This window comes from Nonomuraea sp. B208, from assembly GCF_057536035.1.
This window is the reverse complement of sequence record NZ_BAAJOU010000011.1, coordinates 1-17,024: the sequence shown is the minus strand read 5'-3', so window position 1 is coordinate 17,024 and position 17,024 is coordinate 1. Positions and strand designations below refer to the sequence as shown.

Genomic DNA, 17,024 nt, shown 5'->3' with positions numbered 1-17,024 from the left:
AGCGCCGCGTCCACGATCGGGCGCTTCGCATCATCCGCCCGCGCACCACCGCAGCGCACGGCACTGACCAGGGGAAAGCATGAAAGTAGGCGTCACCGGGGGCAACGGCTTCATCGGACAGTACGTATGCGAGGAGTTAGCCGCCCGCGGCCACACTCCCATCGTCTTCGACCATCGCCAGCGCGGCACGGGCACGTACGAATTCATGCTCGGCGACATCAGGGACGCCACGGCCATGGTCGAGCTGGCCGCCCACGCCGACGCGATCATCCACCTGGCGGCCGTGCTCGGGACCCAGGAGACGATCGACAACCCGCGCCCCGCCGCCGAGACCAACCTCGTCGGCGGCCTCAACTTCCTCGAAGCCGTCGCCCAGTACGACCTGCCCGGCGTCTACATCTGCGTCGGCAACCACTGGATGGACAACAGCTACTCCATCTCGAAGACCGCCGTCGAGCGCTTCGTGCGCATGTTCAACGCACACCGGGGCACCCGCGTCAACCAGGTCAGGGTCGTCAACGCCTACGGGCCGCGGCAGATGGCCGCGCCGCCGTTCGCGCCCGGCAAGGTCCGCAAGATCACCCCCGCCGTCGTCTGCCGCGCGCTGTCCGGCATGCCGGTCGAGCTCTACGGGGGCGGCGCCCAGATCTCCGACATGGTCTGGGTCGGCGACGTCGCGCGGGGCCTCGTCTCGGCGCTGGAGACCGCGGCCGAGCAGGGCCCGCTCAAGCACGTCGTCGAGGTCGGCCCCGCCGAGTCCACCAGCATCCGCGCCGTCGCCGAGATGATCATCGACATGTGCGTGGACCGCGGCTACGACCGCGTCCCGATCGTCGACCTGCCCATGCGGCCCGGCGAGACCCCGGAGACCGCCGTCACCGCCGACCCGCAGACGCTGCGCTCGGTCGGCATCGACCCCGCCACGCTCGTCTCGCTGCCCGAGGGCATGGCCAAGACCGTCGACTGGTTCATCGAGAGCCGCGGCACGCACTGGAGCCCGCCGCGATGAGGCGCCTGGTCATCCTGGGCGGCTCGGACGGCACGGTCAGTGCCTTCCGCGCCGCCCGGCGGCTGGGCCTGGCCACCATCTGCGTGGACATGCGGCAGGACGCGCCCGGCGTCGCCGAGGCCGACGAGTTCCTGCACGTCAGCACCCGCGACGTCCCCGCCGTCGCGGCCGCCCTGCGCGACCGCGACGGCCTGGCCGGGCTGCTCGCCCCCGGCAGCGACATCAACCTCCCGTCGCTGGTCGAGCTGGCCCGCCTGCTCGGCCTGCCGTGCGGACTGACGGACGCGACGCTGCGCGCCTCGACGGACAAGCTCTTTTTCCGCGAGGTGTGCGAACGGCTCGGCCTGCCCGGGCCCCGCTACTGCGAGGGTGACGCGGACCCGGCGCTCCGGCCGCCGCTGCCCGTCATCGTCAAGCCCGTGGACTCCGGCAGCTCGCGCGGCATCACGATCTGCCGCGAGCCCGGCGAGCTGCCGGCGGCGATCGCGCACGCCAAGGAGGCCTCCCCGACCGGGCGGGCCCTCATCGAGGAGCTGCTGACCGGCGAGGACCTCTGCGCCGAGGCCATGCTCCAGGACGGCAGGATCGCCCTGCTCGGGCTGAGCAGGCGCGTCACCGCGCCGCCCGCCGTGGTCGCGGTCGGCCACGACATGACGCCCGCCGACGACGTCCTGGAGAAGGAGGTCGTCCGGCAGCTCGAACGCGTCTGCGCCGACCTCGGCTACCGCGACGGCCCGCTCAACGTCGATCTGTTCGTGGACGGCGGGCAGGTCACCCTCGTCGAGATGGGCGCGCGGATCGGCGGCAACGGGCTGGGCGAGGCCCTCGGGCTCATGCACGGCGTCGACACGGTCGAGGCCACCGTGCGACTCGCGATCGGCGAGCGTCCCGACCTGACCCCGGCCCGGCGCGTCCCCGCCCACGTCCGGGTGCTGCGCGCCCCCACGGAGGGGACGCTCGTCTCCATCGACGGGCTGGAGTCGCTGCCGGACGGCGCCGAGGTGGTCGTGGTGGCCAAGCCCGGCGACCACGTCGTGCCCTACACCGAGTGCCGGGCCAAGCTGGGGTACGTCGTGGACCGCGAGCCGCCCGACCTCGACGCGCTGATCAGGATAGATGTCCGCTAGCGCGTCGCCGGGCGGGTTCCCCGGCGTCCTGTGGCGGCTGGCCTACCGGCGGGCCGTCCGGACGGCCTTCGCCCGCGTGCCCTTCTACCGGGACCAGTGGGTACGGGCCGGGCGCGAGCTCGCCGAGCCCGAGCCCACGCCCAGCGCGGACCTCGCGGGGCAGTTGCACCGGCTGTGCCCGTTCGGCGCGCCGTACGACGCGGGCGCGGAGCCCAGCCTGTGGATCGGCCCCGCCGCCGACCTGCGGGCCGCACTCCGCACGGCCGGCGTACGCGGGCGGGCGCCCGTGCTGGAAGTGCGCCCCGCGGTGCTCGACCGGCGCGCGCTCGGCCCGTTCCGGCGCTACGGCGTGCTGCTGGCCGCGGGCGCCAAGGTCAGGAACGAGCGGCGGCGGCGCGAGCTCAACGAGCCCGCGCTCCGCCTCGCCGCCGGCGCCGGGCGGGCGGTCCTGGTCGGCGAGCGCGACGCCGTGGCCGAGTTCCTGCCCGCGCTCGCCGGGATCGAGACCCGCGTGCTGATCCGCGCCGGCCTGCGCGGCGACGCGGAGCTGGCCCATGACCCGCATCTCGGTTACTACGCCGCACGCGCCCGGTGCGGCCACCTTCACCTGCTGTGGCGACGCTTCCACGCGCGGACGACGGCGGACGGCACGCCGGCCGTCACCGCGCTGCGCAGGCGCAGGCCCGTCCTGGTCGACGTGGTGCCCGACGGCGCCGCCACGCTCGGCCGCTGCCCCGTCCACGGCGCCCCGATCCTTGGAGTCCTACCGTGATCAGAGCCAACCTGGTGACGCTCGTGATGGGCGTCGTGGCCGTCGCACTGGCCGGGCTGGTCCGTTTCGTCCTGCCGTACGAGCAGGACATCACCACCCTCTGGGGCTTCCTCGTGAAGCTCACCCCGCAACTGGCCGCCATCGTCGCGGTCGCCTGGCTGGACGTGGAGACGGCCCGCCGGCTGCGCCTGCACCTGATCGCCCTTCCCGCGCTCTTCCTGGGGTTCCTGCTGTACTTCGTGCCCGCCACCTTCATCAGGGCGATGGACATCGAGGACGGATCGGGCACCTTCGAGGACCTCTACCTGCACGTCGTGGTGTTCGTGCCGTTCCTCGTCGTCGCGCTGCTGGTGGCGTACCGGATCGGCGGCGGGTCGCGGGAGGGCGTGCTGCGTACGGGGGCGGCCATGTCGATCCTGCACGTGTCCGGGCTGGAGGACCTGGTGGCGGTCTCGATGAACCGCCGGCTCGACGGGATCCCCGAGGTGTGGGCGTGGGCGGACCACATCACCGTGCGGATCGGCCATCCGGCGACGAAGGCCGAGGCGTACGCCTTCATCGCCGCGCACGTCGTGGCGGCGCTGCTCGTCCTGTTCCTGCCGCGCAGCCTCTTCCGGCGCCTCTCCCGGCGGCGCGACCGGCAGCCGGCCGCCTGACCGCAAGGGGCGCCTCCGTGGACTATCTCGCACTGACCGCGCGCTGCGCGCTGGGGCTCGTCTTCCTGGTGGCGGTGATCGGCAAGGTGCGCGGGCGGGCGGCGTACGAGGCGTTCCGGCGGTCGGTGCCGGAGCTCGTCCCGCTGCGACGGGGAGCGGCCGTGCTCCCCGCACTGGTGGTCGCCGCCGAGTGCGCCGTCGTCGTCCTGCTGGCCGTGGAGCGCACGGCGGCCGCCGGGCTCGCCCTGGCCGCCGCCGTCCTGCTGGCCTTCTCCGCAGGAATCGGGCGGGCGCTGCGCGCCGGCGTCCGCGCCTCCTGCCGCTGCTTCGGCATGACGCCGTCGCCGCTCGGCCGTCTGCACCTCGTACGTAACCTCGCCCTGGCCGCGCTGGCCGTCGCCGGCGCGGCGGCCGTCCTGGTCGGAGGCCCCGAGCAGCCGCACCCTGCGGGCGTGGCGCTGGCGGTCGCGGGCGGCGCGCTGCTCGCCCTCCCGGCCGTGTTCGCCGACGACCTCGCCGCGCTCTTCGCGCCCCCTCCCGGCCGCTGAGCCGGGGCTGCACGCTCGCTGCAACAACCTGACAGGCCGCTTGACACCCGCGTCACCGCTATTCAAACGTTCTAGGAACGGAGGCGCGCCTCGGCGGTGATGCGCGGCTCTCTTGCCGTGCAACACCCCCACCGGAGGATGTCATGACAGCGGTCACCCCCTCGTCACCCTCGCCCAGGCGCCGGCACCGGATCGCCGCCGCCCTCGCCGTGCTGCTGGGCGCCGCCGGAGCCGCGGTCGTGCCCGGCGTGACCCCGGCGTCCGCCGCCGCGTGCGGCGACGGCGCCTTCCAGTCGCAGGTCACGGTCAGCGGCAGCACCTGGACCGCCCGCGACAGCGCCGGCGGCACCGTCTACAGCGGCACCGACTTCCGAGCCGCCGTCCAGGCCGGCATCGGCAGCCTCACGGCCGGGCGCACCTCCATCCAGCGGGTCGTGGTGCGCGGCAACGGCACCATGAGCGCCGGCACCCGGATCTCCCTGCCCAGCTACACGTCACTGTCGGTGTGCGGCACCATCAACGTCACCGGCTCGGGCTCCGGCGACTACGCGCCCGTCTACTCCCGCGGCACCACGAACATCGAGGTCCCCTACCTCAACGTCACCGGCACCCCGGTCTACGGCATCTTCCTGCGCAACGTCACCAACGTCTGGCTCGGCCAGCTCGACATGCGGCTCGGCGCGGGCCTCGGCGTACGCATCGACAACCGCGGCGACACCAGCCAGTGGACCCGCAACGTCCGGGTCGACAACGTGTACGTCCAGGGCGCGAGCTCGCACGCCATGGAGACGTACGGCGTGGACGGCCTCACCGTCGGCACCGTGACCGCGCGCAACGTCGGCGAGTCCGGGCTGCTGCTCAACCAGACCGTCAACGCCACGGTCGGCACCGTGGACGCCGACAACGCCGGCGCCGGCACCGGCTACGCCGCCTTCCGCATGGCCAACCGCAACGGCCGGATCGGCAGCTCCTACCCGAACAACATCCGCGTCGGCACGGTCAAGGCCCGCGGCGGCGGCCGGGGCGTCTTCTGCGTCTCCGAGAGCGGCGGCGCCACCATCGACCGGGTGGACATCGCCAACACCGGCAACAACTCGGTCCTGGTGGAGAACTGCTACAACGTGGTCATCGCCGGCGTGTCCGGCACGATCAGCGGGGGCGGCGAGGTCAGGATCGCGGCCCGTACGGAGTTCCCGCCGTCGTCGGGCATCAGGTTCCAGAACCTGACGGTCAGCAACACCGGCATCCGCTGGAGCCCCTGCACGGGCAGCAACAACACGATCAGCAACGTCACCCGCAACAACTCCACCCTGACCTGGTGCTGACACGGGCCAACGCGAGCAATGGGCCTATGTATACGTCGCCCAAAAAGCCAAGGAAACCAAATTTAAACTCCGGACGAGCTGAGGGCCAAGCGGTGGAGGCTTGAATCCTGTCCGGATGTGGTCATGGCTGGAGGGTGATTTCCCGCCCGCTATCAAGTTTCATAGAGACGAACGAAGCGCCGCCGCCTCGATCGTCGACTGGAGGGGATGAAAATGGCCATTCCTGCTGTCATAAACCCTGATCAGTAGGCAGCCACGGTCGGCGATCGACGTCGAGGGCGCATTCACCTTCGAATTCGCGCCCGCCCCGTGATCCTGTCGGCGCTTTCAAATTCCAGCAAGGCGCTGACAGTCAGAGGCCGATTCATCCCCACCAATTATGGATGCTCCTGGAAGTTCAGGCGCCCACGTCGGCCGATAAAGTTCTGCCCCCGCCGCGAGGGTTGTTATGGCGCCGTCGCCGCCTGCTCCGGCAGGGGCAAATAGCCGTGGTTCGGCAACTCACCACGGGTTTTCTTAGCCGCTATGCCGGTATTCGCCCTTGAGCGTCGACCGGCTCAATGTGGTGACCATGGGCAGGGCCGCGCCGCCCGGCGTGTGTCAGGGCCCTGCCCCCGATTCCCCTACCAAGGAGGTAGCCATGGCTCCTTTCCCCACGCGAGTCCGGCTGATCGTCAAGCATTCGGGCAAGGTGCTGGCCATCGAGAACGCCAGCCTCAAGGACGGTGCCAGCCTGAACCAATATGACTCCGGCACCCAGGACAACGAGAAGTTCGAGCTGCGCGACGCCGGCGGCGGCTACGTCCGGATCGTGGTCAAGCATTCGGGCAAGGTGCTGGCCATCGAGAACGCCAGCCTCAATCAGGGCGCCAGCCTGAACCAGTACGACTTCGGCACCCAGGACAACGAGAAGTTCGAGCTGCGCGACGCCGGCGACGGTTACGTCCGCATCATCGTCAAGCATTCGGGCAAGGTCCTGGCCATCGAGAACGCCAGCCTCGATTACGGTGCCAGCGTGAACCAGTACGACCCCGGCACCCAGGACAACGAGAAGTTCCGGTTGGAGCCCATCAGCGACGCCGGCTGGTAGCTCACAAGGTTCAGCACGTCCGTGCCGTCCGCGCGCCGGACGGCACGGACGGACATCGCACCCGTCTGACCGACGGCCCCGGCCCCTCACGTGGGGATTCGCCGCAGGCCGGCCCGGGTAGCCAGGTCGTATGCCCGACTGGGGAGCGGTCTTCCTGCTCAGCACGCCCGTTGCCGAGATCTTCGTACGCGGGACCGTGACGTTCCTCGCGCTGCTGCTCATGCTGCGCGTCGCCGGGCAGCGCGAGGCCGGCGGCCTCGGCCTCACGGACGTGCTGCTGGTCGTCCTGGTCGCCGAGGCCGCGGCGGGCGGCCTCACCGGGTCGTCGCACTCCGTCGGCGACGGGCTGCTGCTGGTCGCCACGATCCTGCTGTGGAGCGTCGTCGTGGACGCAGTCTCCTACCGCTGGCCGCGCGCGGCCCGGGTGCTGAAGGCCCGGCCGCGCCCGCTCATCAGCGACGGCCGGCTCAACCTCCAGGTGATGCGCCGGGAGTTCATGACCCGCGAGGAGGTCCTCACCCAGCTCCGGCTGCACGGGATCCAGGACCTGGACGAGGTCAAGTCCGCCTACCTGGAGCCGAACGGCCTGATCAGCGTCGTGCGCCGCGACCGCGGCGAGGTGGACGAGCCCTAAGGGCGCCCCCAGGTGACCGGCAGCCGGTCCACGCCGTACACCGCCGAGCGGTCGCGGGTCGGCACCTCGCCCGCCGGCACCGCCAGGCGCAGGTCGGGGAAGCGCTCGAAGAGCGCGGTCAGCGCCACCCGGAGCTCGGCCCGCGCGAGATGCTGCCCGAGGCACTGGTGGACGCCGTGCCCGAACGCCAGGTGTCCGGTCGCGGAGCGGGACAGGTCCAGCGCGTCCGGGCAGGGGAAGCGCCCCGGATCGCGGTTGGCCACCGGCAGCGCCAGCACCACGGTCTCCCCGGCCGCGATGACCTGGCCGCCGATCTCGACGTCGACCAGCGCGGTCCGCCGTACGTCGAACTGGAGCACCGACAGGTACCGCAGCAGCTCCTCCACCGCCCGCTCCGGGTCGGCCGCCAGCAGGGCCCGCTGGGCCGGGTCGGTCAGCAGCGCGAACGCCCCGAGCGCGAGCATGCTCGACGTCGGCAGGTGGCCCGTCGCGAGCAGCACCATCCCGAGGTTGGTGAGCTCCTCGTCGCTCAGCCCGCCGGTGGCCGCCGCGTGCGCCAGCAGCCCGCCCTCGGCGGGGCCCGCGACCTGCCGGGCGAGGACGTCGCGCACCGTCCCCGTGATCGTCATGACGGCCGCCGCGACCTGATCCGGGCGCGAGTCGAGGTCGTTCATCACCGCCGTGGCCGCCTGCACGCGCTGCCGGTCCTCCACCGGCACGCCCAGTACCTCGCAGATGACGAGCGCCGGGATCGGCATGGCGAACGCGGTCAGGAGGTCGGCGGAGCTCCCGCCGCCCGCCATGCCGTCGAGCGCCTCGGCGGTGTGCCGCCGGATCGCGGGCATCAGCCCGGCCACCCGCCGGGGCCCGAAGTGGTGGGCGAGCAGGCGGCGGAAGCGCGTGTGCTCGGGCGGGTCCATGTGCGGGAAGATGCCCGGCTCGGCGGGCGTCGGGCGTTCGGTCGCGCGCTCGCCGCCGACCGGCTGGTGCAGCAGCTCACGCCGGGTGCTGAAGCGCGGGTCCGCCAGGATGGCGCGGGTCTCCGCGTACCCGGTGGACACCCAGCCGAGGTGGCCGTCGGGGTAGGCCAGCCTGCTGAGCGGGGGGCGGCGGCGCAGCGCGAGGGGCGGGTCGAAGGGAGTGGGCCGGTCGGTTTCCAGGGACTGGGCGGTCTGGCCGTCGCTCATGGGTTGGCCTCCCCTGCGAGCTGTTGATCAAGGCCGAAGGGGATTATGCATGACAAACACGGAAAATTCCACCACTAGGAATTCTTTGATCATCGACTTAACATCGGCATCGGCTGACAGAACAGTCACCTGTCAACCCATCGGCAACAGGACCGCGTACCGGCCGTCGCCGCAGGTCAGCGGCCGGTGACCCGACGATTTCCCCAGCATTCTCACCCCCTCAGCAGAGGTGTGCATGACACAGGTCGCGATAGTCGGTGGTGGACCGATCGGGCTCTTCCTCGCCTGCGAGGTGGCGCTGCACGGTGTGCCGGTGGTGGTGCTCGAACGACTGCCCGAGATGGAGGAACATCCGAAGGCCGAGGGCATCACCGGGCGGGCCATCGACATCCTGGACCGCCGCGGCCTCATGCTCGGGGTGGACGGGACCCCGGCGCAGCCGACGCCCGAGGAGCGCGAACGCATCGCCCTGGGCGAGCGGCGGCCCGACAGCCTGCAGCCCAAGGCGTTCCCCGACGCGCGGCACTTCGCCACCATGTTCGTGCTCCGCCCGGAGTCTCCCGACCTGCTGGTGCCCCAGCAGGTGCTGGAGCGGGAGCTGGCCCGCCGGGCCGCCGAGCTCGGCGTCGAGGTACGTCGCGGCCACACGCTCACCGGTTTCACCGCAGCCGAGGACGGCGTACGGCTCGACGTCGAGGGCCCCGGCGGGCCGTACGAGCTGCGGGCCGACTGGCTGGTCGGCTGCGACGGCGGCCGGAGCACGGTCAGGAAGCTGGCCGGCATCCCCTTCCCCGGCACCGACGGCGTCACGACCGGCTACCGCGCCTTCGCCGACATCGACGACCCCGGCTTCCACCTGCCCGGCTGGTTCCGCAAGGACAACGGGCTCCTGGTGTACGAGGAGGGGCCGCCCCGTTTCATCACCCTGGAGTTCGTCGGCCGCCCGGCGAACAGGGACGCGCCCATCACGCGCGAGGAGTTCCAGGAGTCGTTGCGCCGGCTCAGCGGCACCGACGTGACCGTCACCAGGGTCCACAAGATCAACCGATTCACGGACAACGAGCGGCAGGCCGCCACCTACCGCCAGGGCCGGGTCCTGCTGGCCGGCGACGCGGCCCACGTCCAGTCACAGTGGAGCGGGCCCGGCCTGCGGCTCGGCCTCGGCGACGCGATCAACCTCGGCTGGAAGCTGGCCGCCGTCGCCCGCGGCCGGTGCCCCGAGGACCTGCTCGACACCTACACCGCCGAACGCCACCCGGTCGGCGCGCAGACCCTGGAGGTCCAGCGCGCCTCCATCGCGCTCATGCGCCCCGGCCCGCACGTGGACGCGCTGCGCCGGCTGCTCACCCAGCTGCTGCTCGACGAGCACACGAACCGGAACCTGACCGCGCTGATCGACGACCTGCACATCACGTACGACATGGGCGACCCCTCCCTGACCGGCCCGCTGGTCGGCGGCTTCTGCCCCGACCTGCGGCTGAAGACCGCCGACGGCCCGGCGCGGCTCGCCGAGCTGCAGCGCGGCGGGCGGCCCCTGCTGCTCGACCTCGGCGCGGACCCCGGACTGCGCGCGCTCGCCGAGCCCTGGGCCGACCGGGTGGACGTGGTCAGCGCCGAATGCGCCGAGGCCCCGGCGGACGCCCTGCTGGTCCGCCCGGACGGCTTCGTCGCCTGGAGCACGCCCGCCGGAGGGGCGTCGCTGACCGCCGCGCTCGAACGGTGGTTCGGCCCGCCCGTCTGACCCTCTCGTCACGACCGTCCGACCACGACTCAGCCCCCTGCGGAGGCCGGGATGAGCGATTCCACCCTGACGACCCTGACCACCCTGCCCGCCTCGGCCGCGATCGACGAGGCGATCGAAGCGGTCGAAGCCGCCGGAGCAGTGATCATCGAGGACTTCATCGACGCCGGGACGCTCGCGGGCCTCTGGGCGGACCTGCGCGCCGACCTGGAGCGCACCGCGGACGGCGACGGGCGGCTGGTCGGCGAGAAGACCCGCATCCTGCCCGGCCTGGTCCGCCGCAGCGCGCACTCGGTCACGGTCCTGCGCCAGCCGCACTTCCTCGGCGCGGCCCGGCACTTCCTGCAACGGCCGGTCCGCGCCTGGCTCGGCGAGCAGCGCATCGCGTTCGTCCCGACGATCCAGCTCGGCATCTCCCGGGCGATCCAGATCCAGCCCGGCGTCCCCGTCCAGGGCCTGCACCGGGACGACACCGCGCACCTGCGCACCCACCCCGGCCCGGAGAGCCGCGTCCAGGTCATGATCGCGGCCAGCGAGTTCACCGCGCGCAACGGCGCCACCCGGGTGATCCCCGGCAGCCACCGCTGGGACGACGAACGGGGGCCGCGCGAGGACGAGGCGGTGCCCGCCGAGATGCGCGCCGGGTCCGCGCTGCTCTGGCTCGGCAGCACCTACCACGGGGCCGGCGCCAACCGCTCGGACGGGCCGCGCACCGGCCTGTCGTACGCCCTCGACCTCGGCAACCTCCGCCAGGAGGAGAACCAGTACCTGTCCATCCCGCTGGACGTGGTCCGCGGCTACCCCGAGGACGTCCAGCGGCTGCTCGGCTACGAGCCCTGCCCGCCGATGTGCGGCCTGTACGAGCTGGACGACCCGATGCTGCTGCTCCGAGGAAAGGCTTGATGCGTACTTCCGGCACGTACCTGCGCAGCATCGGCGTCCACCTGCCGCCCGTGGTCGGCATCGAGACGGCCGTCGCCGAGGGCCGCTACCCGGCCGACGAGGTGGAGCACTTCCAGCTCAGAGGCGCCGCGGTGGCGGGCGACGTGCCCGCGCCCGAGCTCGGCCTGCGAGCCGCCCGGCAGGCGTTCGAGCGCTCCGGCGGGCTGTCGCCGCACGACCTCGACCTCCTGCTGTACTGCGACGTCTGGCACCAGGGACCCGAGGGCTGGGCCCCGCAGTACTACCTCCAGCAGCACCTGACCGGCGGCCACGTACCGGCCGTCGAGCTGCGGCAGGGCTGCTGCGGCCTGTTCAACGCGCTCCAGCTCGCCGCCGGATACCTGCGTCCCGGCGGCAGCGCGCTGCTCGTCGGCGCCGACAACCACGGCACGCCGCTGGTGGACCGGTGGCGGATGATCGAGGGCACCGTGATGGGCGACGCCGGCTGCGCGCTGCTGCTCACCACCGACACCGGGTTCGCCGAGCTGCTGTCGGTCAACGTACGCGTGGTGCCCGAGGCCGAGGCCGTCAACGACGGCGGCGTGCCGATGTTCCCGCCGGACGCGACCGTGGGCCGGCCGCTGGACTTCGCCGCGCGCAACCGGGAGTTCCGCAACCGGCTGCTGCACGGCGACGGCGCCCAGGTGATGCTGGCGATCCAGACGGCGATGCTGGAGCTGGCCGACCGCACGCTCAAGGAGGCCGATCTCACGCTCGACGACGTGGCGCGGGTCGCCTTCCCCCACGTACGCCGCGACGACGTGGAGCACCGCGGCGTCAACTGGTTCGGGCTGACCCTGGCCGACACCACCTGGGAGTACGGCGCCGGCGTCGGCCACCTGGGCGTCGGCGACCAGTTCGTGGCCCTCGACCACCTGCTCGCCACCGGCGCGCTCGCCCCGCGCGACCACATGATGCTCCTCGGGTTCGGCGCCGGCACCACCCTGGCCTGCGCCGTGCTGCGGATCCTGGACATCCCGCCCGAGTACGCCTCCTGAGGAGGGCCGCACCGACCTGTTCCGAACGAGCCAGGAGGCGACATGGAGACGGCGGACATGTACATCAGCGGCGTCGGGTCCTACCTGCCCGGCACCGTGGACGTGGATCACGCGGTGGCGGCCGGCTGGTACCCGGCCGAGGAGGCCGAGCTGCACGGGATCGCCTCGGTCGCGGTGGCCGGCGACGTCCCTGCGCCGGAGATGGCGCTCCGCGCGGCCCGTACGGCGGTGGCGCGCAGCGGCCGCTCGCCCACCGACCTCGACCTGCTCCTCTACACCTCCACCTGGCACCAGGGCCCGGAGGGCTGGCCGCCCCAGGCGTACGTGCAGCGCCACCTGGTCGGCGACGGCGTCCTGTCGACCCAGCTCAAGCAGGGCTGCAACGGCATGTTCGCGGCACTGGAGCTGGCCGCCAGCTACCTGCGGGCCGAGCCGGGACGCCAGGCGGCCCTGCTGGTCGCCGCCGACAACTACGGCACGCCGCTGGCCGACCGCTGGCGGATGCTGCCCGGCGCGATCGCCGGCGACGCGGGCAGCGCCCTCGTGCTCGACACCGAGCCGGGGTTCGCCCGCCTGGCCTCGGTGTGCTCGGCGTCGGTGTCAAAGGCCGAGGAGATGCACCGCTGCGCCGAACCGCTGTTCCCGCCCGGCGTCACCGAGGGCCGCCCGCTGGACTTCGCCGCCCACAACGACACCTTCCGCCGCCGCGCGGTCGCCGGCGGCGAAGGGACCATGGTGCTGGTCACCCTGGACGAGCGCATGGTCGAGGTGATCGACCGCGCCCTGGCGCAGGCGGGCGTCAAGGCGGCCGACGTGACCAGGCTGACCTGCATGAACACCTCGCAGGAGATCGCCGACCAGATCTGCGAGCACCGGCTGGGCATCCCGGCGTCCCGCTCGACCTGGGACTTCGGCCGCACCATCGGCCACTGCGGGGCGAGCGACCAGGTCCTCGCCCTGGAGCACCTGGTCCGCGGGGGCGACCTCGGGCCCGGCGACCACCTGCTGATGTTCGCCTACGGCCCCGGCGTGACCATCTCGGCCGCCGTCGTGGAGATTCTGGAGTCGCCCGCCTGGTCGCGGGCTCGGGGAGGGGACGCGTGACGGATCGACAGTTCGAGGCCATCGCGGTGATCGGGATCGGCTGCCGGCTGCCCGGCGGCGCCGACACGCCGGAGCGGTACTGGAACCTGCTGTGCGAGGGACGCGACACGAGCGGGCCCGCGCCCGCCGATCGCTGGCGCTCCTACGCCGACCGCGGCCCGTCCTACGCGGCGGCGGCCCGCCGCGCGGTGCCGTACGGCCACTTCCTCGACGGGGTGGCGGACTTCGATGCCGAGTTCTTCGGGCTCTCGCCGCGCGAGGCGGAGCTGATGGACCCGCAGCAGCGCCTGGTGATGGAGACCGCGTGGGAGGCGCTGGAGCACGCCGGCATCCCGGCCGGCGCGCTGGCCGGCACGGACGCGGGCGTGTACGTCGGCGTGTGCACCGGCGACTACGGCCACCGGCTGCTCGAGGACCTGCCCGACATAGAGGCGTGGACCGGGATCGGCGCCGCCACCTGCGCGGTCGCCAACCGGGTGTCGTACGCGCTGGACCTGCGCGGCCCCAGCATGGCCGTGGACACGGCGTGCTCGGCGTCCCTCGTCGCCGTGCACCTGGCCGTGCAGGCGCTGCGGTCGGGGGAGACCGACCTGGCGCTGGCGGGCGGCGTCAACCTCATCCTGTCGCCCGGCGAGACGCTGACCCTGGACGCGGCCGGCACCCTCGCGCCGGACGGGCGGAGCAAGTCGTTCGACGCCGCCGCCGACGGCTACGGCCGGGGCGAGGGCGCCGCGGTCGTGGTGCTCAAGCGGCTGAGCGACGCCGTACGGGACGGGGACGTCGTGCTCGCGACCATCCTCGGCAGCGCCGTCAACCAGGACGGCCACACCGCCGGCATCATGGCGCCGTGCGGCCAGGCGCAGGAGCACGTCATGCGCCGCGCGCTGCGGCAGGCCGGCGTCGAGCCCGGCACGGTCGGCTACGTCGAGGCGCACGGCACCGGCACCGCGGTCGGCGACCCTCTGGAGGCCGCCGCGCTGGCCGCCGTCTACGGGGCAGGCAGGGAGCGGCCGTGCCTGATCGGCTCGGCCAAGTCCAACATCGGCCACCTGGAGGGCGCCGCCGGCATCGCCGGCCTGGTCAAGGCCGTCCTCGCGGTGCAGCGCGGCGAGATCCCGCCGAGCCGGCTGGACACCCCCACCCCGGCCGTGGACTGGGCCGCCGCCGGGCTGCGCGTCGCCGACCGGCCGACGCCCTGGCCCGAGGCGGGGCACCCACGCCGGGCCGCGGTCTCCGCCTTCGGCTACGGCGGGACGGTCGCGCACGTGGTCCTCGAACAGGGACCACCGGCGCCCGCGCCCGCCGGGGGAGCCGCCGGAAGCCTGTTCCCGGTGTCCGCCGCGACCCGACCGGCCCTGCGCCAGGCCGCGTCCGACCTGGCCGCCGTCGCCGCCGTCGCCGCGGTGGCCGACCCGGCTGGTGCGGCAGGCGCCGCTGGTGCGGCCGATCCGACTGGTGTGGCCGACCCGGCCGGCGCGGCTCGCGCGGCCGGCCGGGTGACGATGGCGGACCTCGGGCACACGCTCGCGCTGCGCCGTACCCACCTGTCGCATCGCGCGGTGGTCGTCGCCGAGAACGAGACGGCGCTGGCCGCCGGGCTGCGCAACCTCGCGGCCGGCACCCCGCACGACGCCGTGGCCACCGGACGGCCGCTCGCCGACCCCGGCCCCGGGCCGGTGTTCGTCTTCTCCGGGCACGGCTCGCAGTGGGCCGGGATGGGCCGGGACCTGCTGGCCGCCGAGCCGGCGTTCGCCGCCGTGATCGACGAGCTGGAGCCGGTGTTCGCCGAGGAGATCGGGTTCTCGCCGCGCGAGGCGCTGAGCGGGGGCGAGCTCACCGACGTCGACCTCGTCCAGACCATGATCTTCGCGATGCAGGTCGGCCTCGTCGAGGTCTGGCGCGCGTACGGCGTGCGCCCCCACGCGGTGATCGGCCACTCCGTCGGCGAGATCGCCGCCGCGGTGACGGCCGGCGCGCTGAGCCGCCTCGACGGCGCCCGGCTGATCTGCCGCCGCTCCCGCCTGCTGCGCCGGGTCGCGGGGCGGGGCGCGATGGCCATGGTGCAGCTTCCGTTCGCCGAGGCGGAACGGCGGCTCGAAGGCCATGAGGGCGTGGTCGCCGCGATCGCGTCGTCGCCCGGCTCCACGGTCGTCTCCGGCGAGCCCGACGCCGTCGCCGAGGTGCTGACCCGTTGGCTGGAGGAGGGGATCCCGGCCCGCCGGGTCGCCTCGGACGTCGCCTTCCACGGCCCGCAGATGGACTCGCTCATGCCGGACCTGGCCGCCGCCGCGGCCGGCCTGACGCCCGGCGCCCCCGGCATCGCCGTCTACTCGACGGCGCTGGACGACCCGCGCGGGCGGCCCGGCTTCGACGGCGCGTACTGGGCGGCCAACCTGCGCCGCCCGGTACGCCTCGCGGACGCGGTCGGCGCCGCCGCGGCCGACGGCTACCGCGCGTTCATCGAGATCTCCGCGCACCCGGTCGTCACGCACTCGGTGCTGGAGACGCTGGGCGACGGCGGCCACGAGGACGTCTTCGTGGGCGGATCGCTGCGCCGCAACCGGCCCGGCCGGACCGCCCTGCTCACCGCCGTGGCCGCCGCGCACTGCGCCGGGCTCGACGTGGACTGGCGCCGGCTGCAGCCGGCCGGCGGGCCGGTCACGCTCCCGGCGTACCCGTGGCAGCGGCGCACCCACTGGCGTCCGCCGTCGCCGCCCGACACCGGCGGCCGGGGCCACGAGCCGGACACGCACACGCTGCTCGGCGACCACGTCGATCTCGCCGGGACGGACGTCCGGCTGTGGCGTACCGTCCTCGACGACCACACCCGGCCCTACCCGGGCAGCCACGCCATCGAGGGCGTGGAGATCGTGCCGGCCGCGGTCCTCACGGCGACGTTCCTGGCCGCCGCCGGCGGCGAGGAGCTGTCCGACGTGACGATGTCGGCTCCGCTGCTGACCGCCGACCGCCGCGAGATCCAGGTCGTACGCCAGGGCGCCGAGCTGCGCCTGGCCGCCAGGCTCGCGGGCGAGCAGGACGCCGCCTGGCAGCTCATCGCCACCGCCGCGATCCCCGCCGCGCCGGCCGCCCCGCCCGATGCCCGGCCGCGGCCGCTCGCCCCCGCCGATCCCGGCCTGGTAACCTCCCGGCTGGCCGCGGTCGGCGTACCGGACACGGGGTTCGACTGGAAGGTCGAGGAGCTGCAGCTGGGGGACGGCGCGGTGCGCGCCCGCGTCCGCTGCGGCCCGGTCCCGTCCGGCGCCTCGCCGTGGACGCCCGTCCTGGACGCGGCCATGTCGGTCGCGCCGAGCGTGTTCCCCGGCGACCCGCTGCTGCGCATGGTGACCAGGATCGACCGGCTCGTCACCTCGGGCGTGCCGGACGGCCCGGTCACCATCGAGGTGCTGCTCGACGACGAGCAGGCCGACGACACGGCCCAGGTACGGATCATCGACGACACCGGCGCGGTCGTCGGCAGGCTGACGGGCCTGCGCTACCCGGTGATCGACGCGCCCGCCCCCGCCGGGAGCGGCGGCGCGCAGGGTGAGCGGCCCGCCGACTCGTTCGCCCACCTGGAGCCGGAGGAACTGCGCACGTTCCTGGTCGAGGAGGTCGGCGCGCAGATCGCCAAGGAGATGCGGCTCGCCCCCACCGACCTCGAACCGCACCGGCCGCTCATCGAGCAGGGGCTCGACTCGGTGATGACCGTGGTCGTCCGGCGGCGGCTGGAGCAGCGGTTCCGGTGCTCGCTGCCGGCGACGCTGCTGTGGGCACAGCCGACCGTCGCCGCCGTCGCCGACTACATCGCCGGGGTGCTGTCCGACCGGGAAGCGGTGCCTGCCACCGCGCCCGGCCGGGAAGCGGCGAGCGCCGCCAGTCCCGACCTGGAAG

The 17,024-nt window shown here is 73.6% G+C and carries 14 protein-coding genes; 13 read left to right on the top strand and 1 reads right to left on the bottom strand.

Features of this window, described 5'->3' with window-relative positions; all coding sequences use genetic code 11:
* Nucleotides 1-79: 79 nt before the first annotated feature.
* The 8 genes from AC27IY_RS09795 (at nt 80) to AC27IY_RS09760 (ending at nt 7,161) form a co-directional block, all read left to right on the top strand.
* On the top strand, nt 80-1,009 hold the full coding sequence (locus tag AC27IY_RS09795) for an NAD-dependent epimerase/dehydratase family protein (protein WP_364458526.1): 930 nt from the start codon (nt 80-82) through the stop codon (nt 1,007-1,009).
* The gene (locus tag AC27IY_RS09790) at nt 1,006-2,136 is read left to right on the top strand and encodes an ATP-grasp domain-containing protein (protein ID WP_487177722.1); all 1,131 of its coding nucleotides are present in this window, start codon (nt 1,006-1,008) and stop codon (nt 2,134-2,136) included. Before AC27IY_RS09795 ends, AC27IY_RS09790 begins: the two co-directional genes overlap by 4 nt.
* Nucleotides 2,126-2,908, top strand: coding sequence for a hypothetical protein (locus AC27IY_RS09785; protein ID WP_487177721.1), 783 nt, complete (start codon nt 2,126-2,128; stop codon nt 2,906-2,908). Before AC27IY_RS09790 ends, AC27IY_RS09785 begins: the two co-directional genes overlap by 11 nt.
* Complete coding sequence (locus AC27IY_RS09780) at nt 2,905-3,564, top strand: hypothetical protein (protein WP_423472860.1); 660 nt, start codon at nt 2,905-2,907, stop codon at nt 3,562-3,564. The genes AC27IY_RS09785 and AC27IY_RS09780 overlap by 4 nt, the downstream gene beginning before the upstream one ends.
* 17 nt (nt 3,565-3,581) lie before the next feature.
* Entirely contained in the window at nt 3,582-4,112 is a 531-nt protein-coding gene (locus AC27IY_RS09775) for a MauE/DoxX family redox-associated membrane protein (protein WP_487177720.1), read from the top strand.
* Nucleotides 4,113-4,255: 143 nt separating this feature from the next.
* Nucleotides 4,256-5,437: a hypothetical protein gene (locus tag AC27IY_RS09770; protein WP_423472856.1), complete on the top strand. Its 1,182-nt coding sequence runs from the start codon at nt 4,256-4,258 to the stop codon at nt 5,435-5,437.
* A gap of 640 nt (nt 5,438-6,077) precedes the next feature.
* Nucleotides 6,078-6,527 (top strand): RICIN domain-containing protein, encoded by a 450-nt coding sequence (locus AC27IY_RS09765; RefSeq protein ID WP_487177719.1) that lies wholly within the window; start codon nt 6,078-6,080, stop codon nt 6,525-6,527.
* 130 nt (nt 6,528-6,657) lie between these two features.
* On the top strand, nt 6,658-7,161 hold the full coding sequence (locus tag AC27IY_RS09760; protein ID WP_487177718.1) for a DUF421 domain-containing protein: 504 nt from the start codon (nt 6,658-6,660) through the stop codon (nt 7,159-7,161).
* Here AC27IY_RS09760 and AC27IY_RS09755 read toward each other — a convergent pair.
* Entirely contained in the window at nt 7,158-8,348 is a 1,191-nt protein-coding gene (locus AC27IY_RS09755) for a cytochrome P450 (RefSeq protein WP_487177717.1), read from the bottom strand. The two genes, AC27IY_RS09760 and AC27IY_RS09755, sit on opposite strands and share 4 nt — an antisense overlap.
* A 235-nt stretch (nt 8,349-8,583) precedes the next feature.
* On the opposite strand from AC27IY_RS09755, the gene AC27IY_RS09750 reads away from it, so the two are divergent.
* The 5 genes from AC27IY_RS09750 to AC27IY_RS09730 form a co-directional block, all read left to right on the top strand.
* Nucleotides 8,584-10,089 carry an FAD-dependent monooxygenase gene (locus AC27IY_RS09750; protein WP_487177716.1) on the top strand — a complete coding sequence of 502 codons (1,506 nt, stop codon included), beginning with the start codon at nt 8,584-8,586 and terminating at the stop codon, nt 10,087-10,089.
* A 51-nt stretch (nt 10,090-10,140) separates the two neighbouring features.
* The gene (locus AC27IY_RS09745; protein ID WP_423472843.1) at nt 10,141-10,992 is read left to right on the top strand and encodes a phytanoyl-CoA dioxygenase family protein; all 852 of its coding nucleotides are present in this window, start codon (nt 10,141-10,143) and stop codon (nt 10,990-10,992) included.
* Nucleotides 10,992-12,029, top strand: a complete 1,038-nt coding sequence (locus AC27IY_RS09740) for a ketoacyl-ACP synthase III family protein (protein WP_423472841.1) — start codon at nt 10,992-10,994, stop codon at nt 12,027-12,029. Before AC27IY_RS09745 ends, AC27IY_RS09740 begins: the two co-directional genes overlap by 1 nt.
* 42 nt (nt 12,030-12,071) lie before the next feature.
* Nucleotides 12,072-13,133, top strand: coding sequence for a ketoacyl-ACP synthase III family protein (locus tag AC27IY_RS09735; RefSeq protein WP_423472839.1), 1,062 nt, complete (start codon nt 12,072-12,074; stop codon nt 13,131-13,133).
* Nucleotides 13,130-17,024, top strand: a 3,895-nt coding sequence (locus AC27IY_RS09730) for a type I polyketide synthase (protein WP_487177715.1), incomplete at its 3' end; no start/stop codon positions are given. The genes AC27IY_RS09735 and AC27IY_RS09730, both read left to right, overlap by 4 nt.